The sequence below is a fragment of the Moellerella wisconsensis ATCC 35017 genome, assembly GCF_001294465.1.
GTDB classification, from domain to species: Bacteria; Pseudomonadota; Gammaproteobacteria; order Enterobacterales; family Enterobacteriaceae; genus Moellerella; species Moellerella wisconsensis.
In genome coordinates, this window is record NZ_LGAA01000010.1 from 93562 (window position 1) to 111143 (window position 17582).

Below are 17582 nucleotides of genomic sequence, written 5' to 3' on the forward strand. Positions count from 1 at the left end.
ATTATGGCAATGCGTTTAGGCGAAGAACTGGATGATAGCGGTGAAATGCATGAAATCAACGTCACGCCTTTTATCGACGTGATGCTGGTTTTATTGATTATCTTTATGGTTGCAGCCCCATTAGCTACGGTCGATATTAAAGTTGATTTACCTGCCTCAACGGCACAGCCACAGCCTCGACCAGAAAAACCGGTATTCTTGACGGTTAAGGCAGATAGTCAATTATTTGTTGGTGAGCAGGCAGTATCAAAAGAACAGTTGTCTAGTGTACTCGATGGTCTGACTAGTGCTAATAAAGAAACGACTATTTTCTTTCAAGCTGATAAGACGGTTGATTATGAAACGATGATGAATGTTATGAATGCGTTACGTCAAGCTGGTTATTTAAAGATTGGCTTAGTCGGGATGGAAACTGTTTCTAAGGCACCGTAAATCAATTTATTAATCATTAATTGAAATGTATTAAAACGGTCTCAATATAAATAGCTGAGGCCGTTTTTTTTTAAATTAAACATTATATTACCGTAGATTTTGACTATTTATGTTAGTCGCCATAGGCGCTGTTTCTGTTTATTTTTGTAGCAATTAACTAATAATTGATTACCTAATTTAAACCATTATAATAATGTGGTTTAAATTATTAGTGCTTTATTACTTTATCTAAATCCTACTTAGTTATCAATAATGTTAATTAAATGATAAATTGAATTGGTAATAAGTCACTTAATAATTTATTATTTATTTAATTAATTATATTTGAAATAACATTAGTTATTCATTTTAGCTATGGCTCATTCAATAAATTCATGATTATTTTTATCAATAATAAGATAAATTAATTAAAGGCTAATTAGCCTGATTAATTTAATGCGTATTTTTTGTGTTTAATACAGCAAACCAGCAGATGATATCAATACTTGTTAATATAATTTGTAACAGCGTAAAGCTGATGAAAATAACCTTTAATTAGAGTTATTACTGTGTTTTTAATTATATGTAAATTTCAAGATATTGTTTTTATTGGTATAATTTTGTTGTTATTGGTTAATTTGATTTAAATCAAAAAAATACTTGCGCTAGTCAGTTGTTGGGTTATAATGCAGTTAGATAACACTTTGAAACATTTTTGAATACTTTTTAATTTAAGCCAGTAAATTTTTATACACCAGGACGCTATCAAAAAGATAATTTTTCAATACTGATCAAAACCAGCGAATAATATTAAGTCATTTTTTGAAGTATTAAATTATTCAAACCTAGTTAATTGAACATCTATTTTTCAATTAAACTTATAATTAAGTTACATCAGTTTTATCTTTTATTCTCGTTTCTTAAATTAAATAAGTATTGTTTCTGTCGTGTTATTAATGAAAGTTAGATGGGCTGACTTTTACTACGCATAGCAAGCAATAAGCCGTTTTACGGTGAATTTTTCATATATATTTACCCCTCTATCGATACAATGAAGCTATATATTTAGCAGCGTTATCTTTGATAACGCTTTTTTTTGCTTTATTTTTAGCTATAACAGTTTTTTAATAAATCCCCTCTATATTGTACTGTTGAAAATATTTAATCGTAGTAAGATACCGCGATCAAACCTGCTGTGCGCAAATTTGGCGATAGTAGCATTCTCTGTCAGGTGCCTGACGTGAATATTGTGGAATTTATTATGAATTGGTCTGAATTTAAATCACTCTATCTGGTGCGCTTTTGGAAACCGCTGCCAGCGGTCATTGCCGCCGGTATCTTATCAACCTATTATTTTGGATTAACAGGCACCTTTTGGGCTGTGACTGGTGAGTTTACTCGTTGGGGCGGACACATTATGCAGTTGTTTGGTGCGTATCCAGAGCAGTGGGGATATTTTAAAATTATTGGCTTTGAAGGCACACCATTAGACAGAATCGACGGTGTGATGATTATTGGTATGTTTGCTGGTTGTATTGCAGCGGCATTATGGGCCAATAATGTGAAATTACGCCAGCCACAACATCGTATCCGTATTTTTCAAGCTATTCTTGGTGGTATTATTGCAGGATTTGGTGCGCGTTTAGCCATGGGCTGTAACTTAGCCGCATTTTTTACGGGTATCCCTCAGTTCTCATTACATGCTTGGTTCTTTGCTGTGGCGACGGCTATTGGCTCTTACTTCGGGGCTAAATTTACCTTATTACCGATGTTCCGTATTCCGGTTAAACTCAAAAAAGTCACTGCAGCTTCGCCGTTAACTCAGCGCCATGATGTTGCGCGTAGACGCTTTAGGCTCGGCATGGTTATTTTTGCGCTTTCTTTAGCGGGCGCTTTCTATTATTTGTTAAAATCGCCAGTTATGGGCTTTGCTATGCTGTGCGGTATTGGGTTTGGTTTATTAATTGAACGGGCTCAAATCTGCTTTACCTCTGCATTTCGCGATTTGTGGATTACTGGGCGTACTCATATGGCTAAAGCGATTATTATCGGAATGGCGGTCAGTACGATAGGCATTTTTAGTTATGTTCAATTAGGTGCATCACCCAAAATCTTCTGGGCCGGGCCGAATGCTATTCTTGGTGGGATCTTATTTGGTTTTGGTATTGTGCTGGCGGGAGGCTGTGAAACAGGTTGGATGTATCGCGCGGTCGAAGGGCAAGTCCATTATTGGTGGGTTGGATTCGGTAATATCATCGGCGCCACAATATTAGCTTATTACTGGGATGATTTTGCTCCGTGGTTAGCGACCGATTTCGATAAAGTTAATTTATTAAAAACTTTTGGCCCGATGGGCGGATTAGGAGTGACTTATCTGTTACTTGCTCTTTCGTTTATTTTGATGCTGGTATGGGAAAAACATTTTTTCCGTAAAAGAATCCAAACTATGCCATTGGCTGTTAAGGAGTCTGTATGAGCCAGAAAAATATTATTCCTGATTATAGTTTGGATATGGTGGGTGAACCTTGTCCATATCCTGCCGTGGCGACGCTTGAAGCTATGCCATCGTTAAAGGCTGGAGAAATATTAGAGGTAATTAGTGATTGTCCACAATCCATCAATAATATTCCGCTTGATGCCGCTAATTATGGCTATAAAGTATTAGATATTCAGCAAGATGGTCCAACAATTCGTTATTTGATTCAAAAATAGAATGATGGAATATCGAGTTTGAGCCATCACATCGATAAATAATTATAGCCAGCCGGAAGAGCGATGATCTTCCGGCTGATTTTTTATGTAAGTTTTTATATGTACCTTAGCATGTATCTAAAAAAGGCAGCGAGATAAAGCGAGTAGACAAGGTGAGATGGTGTATAAAATCGCCCGTATATGAGGCTGATGATAGAATTTGAAATAAAAAAAGAGAGTATATAAATACTCTCTTTTAAAATTAATGACGAGTTAGCTACTGCATAGATTACTGGGCTTGGGCTTCAGTAACCGCAGATGAGGATTGCTCCGCATTAGCAGGTGTCATTGGGGTATAATTTAAGCCCAGTACACGGCTAGTATATTGACGTGTTTGGTCCAGAAGTTGTGGATCTTCTTCTAAATTTTTACCGTATGAAGGAATGATTTCATGCAGTTTTTCATTCCATTGATTTTCCACTTTTGTTGGGAACGCTTTATTTAACAGAGTCAGCATAATGTAAGGAGAAGTCGAAGCACCTGGTGATGCGCCTAATAATGCAGAAACTGTTTTATCATCAGAAACAAATACTTCTGTACCAAATTGCAGTGCAGCAGGTTTGCCTTCAGGTTGTTTGATTATCTGAACACGTTGTCCTGCAGTGATTAGCTTCCAGTCTTCTTTCTTAGCGTCAGGATAATAATCTTGCAGTGATTGGAATCGTTCTTCATCGTTTAACATGACCTGACTTATCAGGTATTTAACCAAATCAAAGTTTTCTGCACCGACAGCAATCATACCGAATAAGTTGTTATTATTGACGGTATTGACTAAGTCTAATTGGCTTCCATATTTCAAGAATTTATTTGAATAGGTAGCAAATGGACCAAACAGAACATATTTTTTACCGTCTAAGTAGCGGGTATCGATATGTGGAACGGACATTGGAGGTGCACCTACCGAGGCTTTACCATACACTTTTGCTGTATGCTGTTTTACCACTTCAGGATTATCAGAAACTAAGAATTGTCCACCGACAGGGAAGCCAGCATACTGCTTAGATTCTTCTAAGCCAGTGTATTGCAATAATTTAATGGCAGCACCGCCCGCACCGATAAAGACGAAGCGAGTTTTAACATGGCTTTCGGCTCCAGTTTTAACATTTTTAAAACTGACACTCCACGTTCCATCGTCATTACGGCTAATCCCATTTACTTCGGTCGATGTTTCAAGTTTGAAATTATCGTTTTTAGCTAAATTAGTAATTAACTGGCGAGTAATTTCACCATAGTTAACATCTGCGCCGACATCCATGCGGGTCGCGGCAACTTTTTCATCAGCTGGACGCCCTTCTATAATCAGTGGTGCCCATGTTTTGATCTCTTCTGGCGAATCTGAATATTTCATGCCATAGAACATCGGGTTTTTGATCATCGCTTGATAGCGTTTTGATAAGAAATCAACATTATCGCCCCAAACGAACGCAATATGAGGAACCGGATTAATGAAGGTATTTGGTGCGCCCAAAATATCTTGCTGTACTTGATAAGACCAAAATTGTTTTGAAATCTCAAATTGTTGGGCAATAGCCGCCGCTTTAGAGACTTCTACTTTGCCATTTTTTTCCGGTGTATAGTTCATTTCCATAAAACCAGAGTGGCCAGTACCGGCATTATTCCAGCCATTTGAGCTATCTTCAGCCACATTATCTAAGCGCTCATACATGCGGATCTGCCAATCTGGTTCTAGCTCAGCCAGATACGTTCCTAATGTACCGCTCATGACCCCGCCGCCGATAAGGACGACATCTACCACTGGCTCGTCTGCGGTAGTTTTAACCTGAGATGAAGTTATTGGTCTAAAAAGAAAAATTAATGTAGCAACAATTATAAGAATGATGATCCCTATAATATATTTTAAAAGCTTTTTCATATCCCCGAACCTTGTTTGTTAACAAAAAGTAGTCTTCTTTGCCAATTATAGACAATTGTTTGCTGATGTTTAAATTTTTTAGCATTTTACGATAATCCAAATGACCACAATGGTAAATGAAAAATAGTTTAATATTTCCAATTTAGTTAAAAATTCACTTAAAAAGTTGAATTTATCAATAATTGTTGTTTGTTTTTTAAACCCATTATCGCCAGGTGTTCAAAAAATAATCGTTTAATAGTAATTGAAATGATTGTTTCATATTAGCGGTAAAAAAGATTGGAATAATCGGCAGATAGTTTATGAGAGAATCTCAAACAACAGCGGGATGTTATTTTTACAGGACTAAATATAAGAGTATTGAAATTGGCACACCGATACCATTTAGTAGACGTCTATGGCTGAGGTTATACGGTGTGCGCTGATAGTATTATTTTTATCAATAGGGATGAGACAACATAGTAAATATAGCGATATATTTAACTTTGTAGATTTTGCCAGTTATTAAGATCTAACATTAATTCACATTCATCATCAACATAAGCTCCAGTCGGGACAAATCCCAGTTTTTGATAAAATTCAAAGGGACTCTCTTCGCCTTCGCCACAGCTATTATATAGGCGTGGGTAGCCTTTATTTTTCAAATAATTAATAACTTGCAGCAAAGCTTCGCGCCCAAAACCGAGTTTTTGATAAGGTTCTGCTATCATAAAACGCCACAGCATAATACCTTGATATTCGAGCTCATCATCATCTAATCCTGAATGTAGCATGATGAATCCAACAGGAACATTATCAGCATAAATACCGCGATACCAAGCACAATCAGAAAACTGAGCTTCTACTATCGAGTAAGCATTATCTGCAACCATTGAGCGTTGAGCTTCACCCAGAGTGTGGCTCAGTAGGCAAATTTCAGAGAAGTTTTCTGCGGTGATTTTTTGCAGACTAACTACTGAGCTTGGATCTAATATTGTTTCGGTCACGATACTCATGTTGTCTCCTCGATAATGGAATATGGATAATGTGAGCTAGGTAGTACGACTGAGGGAAGTTAACTTTTAATCAACCAGAGTTTTTGTATCCCGTCAATAAGCGGGTTATCAGGATGTTAACTGAGTGAAAAAATAGCAGATAGCTGTCATGGGAGTCGTATTTTAGCTTGCAAAGGAGTGGATATTTTTCAGTAAATTGAATGCTAGAGCGATTAGTTTAGCTTTAGTGATACTCAACGGGGATTAATGGATAGTAATTATCGAGAAAGGAAGGTGAAATTGCGCATGGTAGCTATTTCCATACGCAATATTTGATTATTGGCTAATTAACTTTCAGCTTCGCCGCCAAGAACATCAATTAATCGCAAAATAAGCGCACTTAGCTCGCCTGTCATCAAGGCATAATCAGCATCAAAACGTTGAGCAAAATCTTCTTTGCCTATATCTTCATTCTGATCTTTTAATGTTTCACTGAATTTTAAACGTTTTAATGACCCGTCATCGGCGAGCATAAATTGGATCCGTTCCTCCCAATCGAGTGAAAGTTTGGTAACCAATTTCCCCGCTTCAATATGTACAGCAATTTCATCAGAGACTAAATCTTGTTTTTTACAGCGAATAATACCGCCTTCTTCCAGAATTGCTTTAAGTTCTGCTTCTTCCATTAAAGCAAAACCTTGCGGTAAATCACCCGCCCGTACCCATTCGGTTAGAGTCAACTCAATTGGATTTTTAAAGCTCAGAGGAACTACCGGCAGAGAGCCTAGGCTTTTTCGCAACAGTGCTAAATTATCCTCTGCACGTTTCGCACTTGCGGCATCAACAATCACCAGTTGATTTACGGTATCTATCCAAATATAGGTTTTACTAAATTTACTGAATGCGCGCGGTAATAAGGTGTGTACCACTTCATCTTTTAATGAATCTTTTTCAGTTTTTTTGAGTTTTCTTCCTTGCTCACTTTCAAGACGTTCAATTTTGTCTTGCAACTCCTGCTTGATCACTGGAGATGGCAACATTTTATCTTCTTTTTTTGCACAAATAAGAATTTGATTACCTGAAACATGAGTGAGCGCATCGCTGTGATGTCCCATTGGCGGTACCCAACCGACTTTCATCATATCTTGGCTGCCACAAGGATGATAAGCCAGTGGGGCAAGCTGTTGTTCTAAATCATCGGCGGATAATGCTAAATCTCGATTTAGACGATAAATAATTAAATTCTTGAACCACATGACACAACCTACCTTTTTTATTCCAAGATTGAACTGGCTCAATGATAGCGAATTGTCCGGTGATTAGCGAAAAAAATGATGGTTAAAAACATTAAGTGCCAAAGTAATTTTAACTCAGCAATAATTGATTAATTGAGAAAGTTGCTGGGTAGATCACCCTATGTTTGTAATGTGATTGAGGTAAACATGACAAATGTGATAACACTCACGAAAAAATATACCTTTTTTGATAGTATCGCGGAATAATTAAATAATTGAAATTCATTGTTTTTTCTGTGTATTTTATTGGTGTGTTATTTACTAATGTACTAGTAATGTAACGATGATTGCTTAAATTTTTCGCTGAAATCCATGCTTTTTTAGTGCAATAAAGTGTTTTTTAGCGAGCTAGTCGTCGCGGTTATATGACGATGAATGGCTTTATCTTGAATGGCATTCCCTGAGTTAACTCCGGGAAAGTAAAACTCGCGTATCCCCTTGATATAACCTATAAATGAGGTGTAATTATGGTGAAGCATATGTTGAAAATTTCAACATTAGCTCTATTGATCGCTGCAAATGTTAATGCGGCGACAGTTGATTTACGTGTTATGGAAACCTCTGATATTCATAGCAATTTAATTGATTTTGATTATTTTAAGGATAAATCAACGGAGCAATTTGGCTTAGTACGTACCGCCAGTTTGATCAAAGCTGCGAAAGGCGAAGTAACTAATGCGATATTGGTCGATAATGGGGATCTGATCCAAGGTAGCCCTCTTGCTGACTATATGGCAGCCAAAGGGCTGGCTGAGGGAGAATCTCATCCGGCGCATATGCTGATGAATACTATGGGTTATACCGTGGGTAATTTTGGTAATCACGAATTCAATTTTGGGCTCGATTATCTTAAACAAGCGATTGCTGGCGCTAAATTCCCTTATATTAATGCCAACATCATGGATGCTAAAAGTGGCAAAAATTATTTTACGCCATATATTATCGTCGATACTGCGGTGAAAGATCGCGAGGGGAATAGCCATACAATTAAAATTGGCTATATTGGCTTTGTTCCACCACAAATTGCCATTTGGGACAAAGCTAATTTAGACGGCAAAGTGGTGGTTAATGATATTACCGAAACTGCCAACAAATTTGTGCCTCAAATGAAAAAAGAAGGCGCCGATTTAATTGTTGCTATTCCGCATTCGGGTTTCTCACAAGATCCTTATAAAGCCATGGCAGAAAACTCTGTTTATTATCTCAGCGAAGTCGCTGGTATAGATGCCATTATGTTTGGCCATGCTCACGGAGTGTTCCCCAGCCAAGAATTTGCCAATATCAAGGGCGTTGATATTGAAAAAGGTACCGTAAATGGTGTTCCTGCTGTGATGCCGGGTCAATGGGGCGATCATTTAGGAGTCGTCGATATGGTATTGAATAACGACAGTGGCAGCTGGAAAGTCACGGAAGCCAAGGCCGAAGCGCGTCCTATTTATGATAAAACCAACAAAAAACCGCTCGTTGAACGCGATGCTCAATTAGCACAAATTATTGAACAGCAGCACCGGGGAACCCGTGATTTTGTCGGCAAATTTATCGGTAAAGCGTCTGAAAATATGTACAGCTATTTAGCCTTAGTACAAAGTGATCCGACCGTTCAAATAGTTAATGATGCACAGGCTGATTATACACGCCAGTTTATTCAAGGTGATCCAGATTTGGCTGATTTGCCAGTATTAGCGGCAGCAGCACCGTTTAAAGCTGGTGGTCGTAAAAATGCTCCCGCAGATTTTGTTGAAGTTGAAAAAGGCGATTTAACATTTCGTAATGCTGCCGATTTGTATCTTTATCCCAACACCTTAGTGGTAGTAAAAGCCAGTGGTGCCGAGGTTATTGAATGGCTTGAATGCTCGGCAGGAATGTATAACCAAATTGATGTGACTTCCAGTAAACCGCAATCATTGCTTAATTGGGACGGCTTTCGAACCTATAATTTTGATACCATCAGCGGCATAAATTATAAAGTCGATGTGACACAACCAGCTAAATATGATACCGACTGCCAGTTGCTGAATAAACAAGCCAATCGCATTAAAGACGTTACATATCAAGGTAAACCAATCGATCCACAAGCGATTTTCTTAGTGGCAACCAATAACTATCGGGGCTATGGCGGTAAATTTGCCGGCACCGGTGATGATCATATCGCTTTTGCCTCCCCAGATGAAAACCGGACTATTTTAGCCAATTATATTGCCAAAGTGTCAAAACAACAGGGACAAGTTGCGACTCAAGCAGAAAATAATTGGTCCTTTATGCCAATTCATAGCGATAAAAAATTAGATATTCGTATTGAAACGTCACCGAGCGATAAAGCCGCTAATTTTATTCAGCAGCATGGCCAATATCCAATGACTTATATTGGAAATGATGATATTGGTTTCGCCGTTTATCAATTAGATTTGATGGCAAAATAATAATAGAATGCCTGCCCTTTAGGGTGGGCCTATTACTGTTACCTAATTTTATTATTAATCCAAAAATAAACTATAAAAACAATTCAAAGATAAAATATCGAGTCAGGGAATTTTAAGATGCGTTCATTAAAACGATTATCAGTGGTGCTGATTTTACTCGCTGCAGGTTGTGTGACGTCAGAAAGTCAACTTACATCCACGCTTAAGCCGCAAGACAGATTAATTGAAGGTGTCTCTTGTCAGGTCCCTGCGACTACATCGATTGATTATAATTTTAAGGCGAAGCACGATAAATATGGGCGTAATGATCAGGCTAAAACTGATTATTTTAAGTTAGCTATTAACTATTCGCCGACATTTTGTGATTCTAAAAGACGCAGTATTGAACAGCTTAAGTATAAAAATAAGGCAAACAAAGCTCAGCAGGAATATAAAAAATTTGAACTGCAATGTTTTTCAGATAATAAATTTGGTTGGATTGTACATGGTTTATGGGCACAAACGTGTGATGGTAAATCGATGGAACAGTGCCGCGATTGGTCTGATATTAGTAAGCATCCGCGTTTATGTCGAGGTGATTTAGCGCCCGTGGATTATTCGTTATTGAAACCGTATCTTTGTGCTTCGCCGGGGGCAGATTTACTGCAAGGTGAATGGGAAAAACACGGAGCTTGTGATTTTGAGCAGCCACAACAATATTTTGCTAAACAGCAGGCGCTATTTAATAGTTTGGTTTTACCGGCTGACAGATTGCCGAATAAGCAGTTGATTGAATTTTTACAGCAATATAATCCCCAATTAAAAAATAAGCATATCCAAATTAATCGCGACGAATTTTATATTTGTTATAGCACCGATTTTAAGGTGATTGATTGCCCAGCGCGCGAGCATTAAGTGAGCATTTGCTAGACAGTATAAATAACGCCTCCTAATTTAAATAAGCTAGGAGGCGTTTGTATAATATGGCTAATATTTTATATAGTGTGGTTTGTGACCACTCACTATTGTAGATGCGCTATTTTGTGGCCACTAAAAATTTTATTGATAGATTCTGAAACGTTGTTCATCATCCATAAAGTCTTTGTCACCCGCAGGCGCATTAATTGAGCCAAACACCATTTGTGCACGCAGTAACCAATGTTCTGGGATGTGCCATTCTTTAGCCACAAAGTTATCAATCAGTGGGTTATAGTGCTGTAACGATGCGCCGATGTTTTCTTCAGCCAATGCACTCCATACGGCTAATTGCGCCATACCACTGGATTGCTCAGACCAAATTGGGAAATTATCCGCATAGGCAGCAAATTTTTCTTGCAGACCTTTAACTACATTAAGATCTTCAAAAAATAGAATTGAACCGGCACCGGCGGCAAAACTGTCGATTTTTTGTTCAGTGGCAGCAAAGGATCCTGCGGGAACGATAGCGCGCAAAGTTTCTTTAGTTAGATCCCACAGTTTTTTATGTTGTTCGCCGAACAAAATGACCACACGTGAGGTTTGTGAATTAAAAGAAGACGGTGAGTGCTTCACGGCATCTTTAACTAACTGACTGATATGGTCATGAGAGACTGACAGTGAATCGCCTAGATTATAAATAGTACGGCGGTTTTTTAGCATTTCAATAAAGGCGTTAGACATGTGTGTCTCCTTAGGTCATTAGGTAGATGCGGCATAGATTAAAAATTTTAGTATTTTATCTAGGCGCTTCTATAAGGTAATTCAATAACTTATATTTTATATGTCAATAAATTAACGATTATTTATGCGGAGTAAGGCGCGCTCGTTAATTTATGATTTTTGACGTTTATTCAAACAATTTATTATTATCCAGTAAGTAATTACCTGATAAATAACTCTTGTAACTACTATAACGGTAGCCACTAAAAATCATAGAAAAAATTTTTAACCTTTAGGTTCAAATTTTTACGTGTTAATCGCAGAATTAGGCCAAAAAATCAGTTATAAAGTTAAGATAACAAATATAATTCATTGAATTATTTTGATATTTTATATTTCCCTGGTAACTCACTATAGCCCAGTCCATTAATTTTTTTTACCTCGATTTGCAGTGGAATTCGTTCTTTCATTGCTTCAACATGGCTGATTACTCCGATAGTTTTACCACTGGCATTCAAATGATCGAGTGCATCAAGCGCGATATCTAAGGTTTCAGGATCTAAAGTACCAAAGCCTTCGTCCAGAAACAGAGATTCAAGCTGTGTTTTGTGGCTGACTAAATCGGATAATGCCAGTGCCAGAGATAAACTGACTAGGAAGCTTTCGCCGCCTGAGAGAGTTTTAATATCGCGCACACTGTCTGCTTGCCAACTGTCGATCACTTGTAATTCTAAGGTTCCTGAATTATTACGTTGTAATAAATAGCGCCCATGTAGCTTATTTAAGCGCAGATTAGCCAAACTAACGAGATGATCTAAGGTTAATCCCTGAGCATAGCGGCGGAATTTATCACCCTCGGCAGAGCCAATTAATTCATTTAGATAGCTCCAATCATCATATTGTTGCTGTTGCTTTTCTATTTGCTGTAATAGCGCATGCTGTTGTTGGCGCAATTGCTTATCTGTGGCTAATTGGCTGAGAATTTGCCCTTGCTGTAGCGTAATATTTCTAATTTCCAGATCATATTGTTCAATCTGTGTTTTTAGTGCTTCGATAGCGTTTCGTTTTGCGGGATCGGGTTGATTATTCTCATGCTCTTTGAGCGATTGTTCTATGCTCTGGCTACGATTATCTGCGTGCCATAATGCGTGCTGTAGTTGTTGTTTTAATTGCTGTAATCGCAGGCTTTCTTCTTCGGTAATTAGCGCAGATAGAAAATCTTGACGAGTCGCAAATGGGCAATGCTTTAATGCTAGTTCAAAGTCGTTTTGTGCTTTTACTTGAGCGGCGGTAGCTTCTTTATGTGCAGTTTCAATCTCGTTGGCTTGACCTTGTAGCGAGGAAATTTTCCGCTCAGCCAGTAATAACTCCGCATCTATTTCTTGCAGTGTACGCTCTAGCTGTTGCTGTTTTTGCTGTGCTTGAGTTTGTACTTGCGATATTAGCTGCTGACCAAATAGCGCAACGCGCAACGCGTGTTTGGTATTAATTAATTGGCGATGTTCAGCAACTTGTTGTTGAATTTTATCAAGTTGTTGGCTTAGCGTTATCTGTTGTTCATACAATGACTGGCGCTGAGTTTTTTGCAATTCAATCGACTGGGCAAGCTGTTGTAGACGTTGCTGCTGTTGCTCAAATAGGTGACAACGCTGCTCTAATTGTTGCAGCCAAGATTGTCGTTCTTCTATGGCAGGTAAACACAGTTGATATTCAGCTAACTGATTATTTAGTTCGGCTTCGATATCTTGTTGTTGCTGATGTAGTGCATACCGTTGCTGCTCAAGGGCTGCTATGGTCTGCACGCTATGGAGATTACGCTCATTAGCTAATTGTAATGCTGCTGATTGTTGTTGATAGTATTCTTGTTTTGTTGTCAGTATTTTTTCTGCATGCTTATGATTTTCAATTAAAATATCTAATTCGGCTAGCCATTGGGTATTCTCAGTTAATTGTGTGCTTAGGCTGTGTTGCCGCTGCTCAATGGCCTCTAAACTATAAGGTAATACTGTTTCTGTGGCTTTCTCACTGGTTGTTTGCCATTGCTGTGCGACGATTTTTTGCTGCTTAATTAAGTTCTCACGCTGTTTTTGTTGCTCGACGAGACGTTCATTATCCAGCGCAATATGACTATTGATCGTGATGAGTTGCTGTTTATCTTGTTCTAATTGTTGATTTAATTGAGCTAATTGTTGTTCAGTCTGGCTAGATGACAGTTGTTGATAAGCTTCAACGGCAGGGTGATCTTGCGAGCCGCACAAGGGACAAGGCGCGCCTGCGATTAATAATTGGCGTTGCTGTTCTAAGCTGACGATTTGCTTTTCGAGTGCTAATTTTGCTGTTAAATCATCTAGATGAGGCTGGCGTAACGCAATATTATTCTCACAGGTCACTTTTTGCTGCGCTAATTGATTTAACGATGTTGATAAATCAATAATTTGCTGTTCAGCTAACGATAGCGACTGCTGATTATCGTTGTGCTGTTGTAATAAATAGGGCAGCAGATTAAGCGTGTGTAATCGCTGCTGCAGTTGCTCTATATGCTGCTTTAGCTGATCAGTATTATGCTGTTGCTGCCATTGAGCGATGGCTTGCTGACTAAGGTGATATTGTTGCTGTGCTTGTTGTTTTTCTTGCTCGGCATAATGCAGGCTATTACTCAGCGTCTGCTGGGTTTTCTGGATTTCTTGCTGCTCAATTTGTAATTTTTCAGCCTGCTGTTGCTGTGTGGCATGTTGTTGATATAACCCTGATAATAAAGCAATATTTTGTCGCCAGCCGCTAAGTTTAGGTGCGATAGCTGTACACTGCTGGTTGTGTTGCAGTTCACCGGCTAATTGTTGTTGCTGCTGAATATCTTGGGCTAACTGTGTATCCACTTTTGCTAGTTGAGTGGCTTTTTGTTGCTGTTGTTGCTGAATATCGGTGGTCTGTTGCTCTGCGCCCGATAATTGCTTACGCAGGTGATCGATATCTATATCCAGAGGACGAATTTGAGTTTCTATGAGTTCGTTTTGTTGGTAAGTTTGCGTTATATGCTGTTTTAATTGAGTTTCTAGTTGTTTTTTCTGCTGCTCAAGTGGTTGATAACGAGCCTGCTCTGCGATGAGTTGCTGTTGGGTTTGTTGTTGTTTTTGTGCCTGCTGCTCCAGAGTTTTTTCACTGCGCTGGAGCTCATTCCATAATGGGCGCAGTTTTTCTGCTGGCTCGCTGTTGGCTAAAATCTGCAACTGGGGGGCGGCATCAGTGACGGCTTTTTCTGCCGCGATTTTTTGGACTTGTTGAACCTTTTGCTGTTCAAGCAATTGCTGTTGTTTAAGATGCCACTGTTCTGCGAGTTGCAGTTGCTGCCGCTGTTGAGATAACTGTTGTTCTTGCTCTGTCAGTAATTGCTGCTGATTAAGCAAAGATTGATGTTGCTCTGGGGTTAGCACATCAATATTACCGGCTTGTGCCTTGAGTAACTCGAGCGAATTGCGGACGAGTTTATGTTGTTGGAAAATATATTTAGATAGCTGGCTATAAATTTCGGTACCCGTAATTTCTTCCAGTAAATCTGCCCGATCTTTTTCTGAGGCATTTAAGAAGGCGGCAAATTCCCCTTGTGATAGCAAGATAGATTTAGTAAAACGACCAAAATCTAAACCAGTTAACTGAGTAACTAATTCTAATTTATCTTTAACTTTTTCCGCCAAGATTTTTCCATCGGCTATGTATGCTAGTTCACCTTTCGGCGCTTGTAATTTTCCGCCGGCTTTGCCGCCTGCTCGACGTTGGCTCCAAAAAGCTCGGTAACCGATACCTTTAACTTCAAATTCAACTTCAGCTAAACATTCTCCGGTATGGCGAGTCATCAGCTCATTTTGACTCTGTGAAATCGTTCCTAAGCGCGGTGTTTGGTGATAAAGCGCGAGGCAAATGGCATCCAGCAACGAGGTCTTCCCTGCGCCTGTTGGGCCTGTTATTGCAAATAATCCCTGGCTAGCGAATGGCTCCTGAGTGAAATCAATTTTCCATTCACCTTTGAGTGAATTAATATTTTTCAATCGTAGGCTTAAAATTTTCACGCTTGATCCTCCCCAGTAGACTGAAATGCTTCGTAGGATTGGCGAAATAATAATGTCAGTCGCTGTTGATATTGAGGGTCTTCCAGCTCGGCATCGGCTAAGCGTCGCAGAAAAACTTCTTCGACAGTTAGTTCATTCAAGGTCTCATTATTGGCAGTGGCACTGAGCGTTTGATTCTGGCGACGAGCACGACGTAATAAAATCACTTCAACCGGTAATCCGGCGGTCATTTGTTCAACTCGCTGTTGTATATCGGCTAAATAATCTTGCGAGGCAACTTCAATGTCCAGCCATACCGGACGTTCAGCGTGATAATTTTGATATGGGCTTAATTGCTGCTGAATATCGTTAAGTGTACCTTTAAGGGTTGCCATCGGCTGAAACTGGGGGATACTGAGGCATTCGATAGTGGTTAATTTATCCTGTGTAAACTCGATTAAACACAGTGTTTTATCTTGACCATTTTCATCGAAACTTAGCGGAATAGGTGAGCCACTATAGCGAATATGGGCTTGCCCACCAATCACTTGTGGACGATGGATATGCCCCAAAGCAATGTAATCCGCGGGAGGAAAAGCATCGGCGGGGAAAGCCTCTAAACTGCCAATATAAATATCCCGAACCGAATCACTGGTGCTGGCACCGACTGCGGTTAAATGCCCGGTCGCAATAATCGGCAAAGCTTTGCCGAGCTGGTGGCGTAATTGCTCAGCATATTGATAACTTTGATGATAATACTCGGTGATTGCCTCAAGTAGTGATTGTTGTTTTTCACTGCTGTTTTGCCCAGCCAGGCTTTTTATCATATCGCGAGGGCGTAAAAAAGGGATTGCACACAGCAACGCGCCCGGTTTTCCTTGGCTATCGTTTAATACAATTACTGATTGTTCAATCGATTGATTATTAGCGTTGGCGATAACATGGATATTTAAATATGAAAGCAGTTGTTTAGATTCATTTAGCATCGCTACCGAATCGTGATTTCCCCCAAGAATAACTAATTGGCAGCCTGTTTTATGCAATTCAACAATAAAACGATTATAAATTTCGCGTGCATAGCTCGGTGGTGAACCGGTATCGAAAATATCACCGGCGACAATCACAGCATCAACTTGATAATGTTTAACTTGCTCTATCAGCCAATGTAAAAAATATTGATGTTCAGGAGCACGGGTTTTGGTGAAAAAATATTGCCCCAAATGCCAGTCCGATGTGTGAATTATACGCATAATGATCCGCCTAAAAGAGAGATAACACGGTATTTTTAAGTTATTGTGGCTATTGTGAACGTTGAAATAAAAAAACCAACAAAATGATAGTAATAATCGCAGCAATATATCAACGGTAAGCGCGAAAAGATCTAAATTAACGAAAGTATGTCAGAATCGAGAGTGTAAATTCATAATTCTGTCATAAAAGTGACGCATAATCGGCAAAATCGCAAATAATCTAACCTTATTCACAGGATCACCCATGGCAAGACGTATTCTGGTTGTTGAAGATGAAGCGCCCATCCGAGAAATGGTTTGTTTTGTATTAGAACAAAATGGTTTTCAGCCTATCGAAGCCGATGATTATGATTCAGCATTAGGGCAGTTGGTCGATCCATATCCTGATTTAGTTTTGTTGGATTGGATGATCCCCGGTGGCTCGGGTATCCAAGTGATTAAATATATGAAACGAGACAGTGAGATGCGGGATATTCCAGTTATGATGCTCACTGCTAGAGGCGAAGAAGAAGATAGAGTAAAGGGATTAGAAGTCGGCGCCGATGATTATTTGACTAAACCTTTTTCACCGAAAGAATTAATTGCGCGAGTTAAAGCTATTTTACGCCGTATTTCTCCAATGGCGGCTGAAGATGTTATTGATATGAATGGATTAGCTCTCGATCCGACTTCCCACCGTGTTACTAGCAACGATATCCCGATTGACATGGGGCCGACAGAATATAAATTACTGCATTTTTTTATGACCCATCCTGAAAGAGTGTATAGCCGCGAGCAACTGCTTAATTATGTGTGGGGGGCGAATGTCTATGTGGAGGATAGAACCGTTGATGTACATATTCGTCGCTTACGTAAAGCCTTAGAAATTGGGGGGCATGAAAAAATGGTGCAAACTGTACGTGGTACTGGCTATCGTTTTTCTGTTCGTTACTGATTAATCCATAGGGA

12 protein-coding genes are annotated in these 17582 nt (G+C 39.1%); 6 read left to right on the top strand and 6 right to left on the bottom strand.

The window, feature by feature from the left end; all coding sequences use genetic code 11:
• The first annotated feature begins 3 nt into the window (after positions 1–3).
• The 3 genes from exbD to yedF all read left to right on the top strand — a co-directional run bounded on the left by exbD (position 4) and on the right by yedF (position 3123).
• On the top strand, positions 4–432 hold the full coding sequence (gene exbD / locus M992_RS05280) for a TonB system transport protein ExbD (RefSeq protein WP_053907645.1): 429 nt from the start codon (positions 4–6) through the stop codon (positions 430–432).
• A 1240-nt stretch (positions 433–1672) separates the two neighbouring features.
• On the top strand, positions 1673–2887 hold the full coding sequence (yedE, locus tag M992_RS05285; RefSeq protein ID WP_053907724.1) for a selenium metabolism membrane protein YedE/FdhT: 1215 nt from the start codon (positions 1673–1675) through the stop codon (positions 2885–2887).
• Entirely contained in the window at positions 2884–3123 is a 240-nt protein-coding gene (gene yedF, locus M992_RS05290) for a sulfurtransferase-like selenium metabolism protein YedF (protein WP_053907646.1), read from the top strand. The genes yedE and yedF overlap by 4 nt, the downstream gene beginning before the upstream one ends.
• Before the next feature lie 268 nt (positions 3124–3391).
• Here yedF and mqo read toward each other — a convergent pair whose 3' ends face one another.
• The 3 genes from mqo to rdgC form a co-directional block, all read right to left on the bottom strand.
• Positions 3392–5035: a malate dehydrogenase (quinone) gene (mqo, locus tag M992_RS05295; protein ID WP_053907647.1), complete on the bottom strand. Its 1644-nt coding sequence runs from the start codon at positions 5033–5035 to the stop codon at positions 3392–3394.
• Positions 5036–5514: 479 nt separating this feature from the next.
• The gene (locus M992_RS05300; protein ID WP_053907648.1) at positions 5515–6030 is read right to left on the bottom strand and encodes a GNAT family N-acetyltransferase; all 516 of its coding nucleotides are present in this window, start codon (positions 6028–6030) and stop codon (positions 5515–5517) included.
• A 326-nt stretch (positions 6031–6356) separates the two neighbouring features.
• On the bottom strand, positions 6357–7265 hold the full coding sequence (gene rdgC, locus M992_RS05305) for a recombination-associated protein RdgC (RefSeq protein WP_053907649.1): 909 nt from the start codon (positions 7263–7265) through the stop codon (positions 6357–6359).
• Between the two features lie 506 nt (positions 7266–7771).
• On the opposite strand from rdgC, the gene M992_RS05310 reads away from it, so the two are divergent.
• Complete coding sequence (locus M992_RS05310) at positions 7772–9724, top strand: bifunctional 2',3'-cyclic-nucleotide 2'-phosphodiesterase/3'-nucleotidase (protein ID WP_053907650.1); 1953 nt, start codon at positions 7772–7774, stop codon at positions 9722–9724.
• Between the two features lie 117 nt (positions 9725–9841).
• The gene (locus M992_RS05315; RefSeq protein ID WP_053907651.1) at positions 9842–10618 is read left to right on the top strand and encodes a ribonuclease T2 family protein; all 777 of its coding nucleotides are present in this window, start codon (positions 9842–9844) and stop codon (positions 10616–10618) included.
• Between the two features lie 144 nt (positions 10619–10762).
• On the opposite strand, the gene M992_RS05320 is transcribed toward M992_RS05315, so the two are convergent.
• The 3 genes from M992_RS05320 to sbcD form a co-directional block, all read right to left on the bottom strand.
• Positions 10763–11362: a nitroreductase family protein gene (locus M992_RS05320; protein ID WP_047256465.1), complete on the bottom strand. Its 600-nt coding sequence runs from the start codon at positions 11360–11362 to the stop codon at positions 10763–10765.
• A gap of 356 nt (positions 11363–11718) precedes the next feature.
• Positions 11719–15405 carry an AAA family ATPase gene (locus M992_RS05325; RefSeq protein WP_053907652.1) on the bottom strand — a complete coding sequence of 1229 codons (3687 nt, stop codon included), beginning with the start codon at positions 15403–15405 and terminating at the stop codon, positions 11719–11721.
• On the bottom strand, positions 15402–16634 hold the full coding sequence (gene sbcD, locus M992_RS05330) for an exonuclease subunit SbcD (RefSeq protein WP_053907653.1): 1233 nt from the start codon (positions 16632–16634) through the stop codon (positions 15402–15404). The genes M992_RS05325 and sbcD overlap by 4 nt, the downstream gene beginning before the upstream one ends.
• 244 nt (positions 16635–16878) lie before the next feature.
• On the opposite strand from sbcD, the gene phoB reads away from it, so the two are divergent.
• Positions 16879–17568, top strand: a complete 690-nt coding sequence (gene phoB, locus M992_RS05335) for a phosphate regulon transcriptional regulator PhoB (protein ID WP_053907654.1) — start codon at positions 16879–16881, stop codon at positions 17566–17568.
• Positions 17569–17582: the final 14 nt, after the last annotated feature.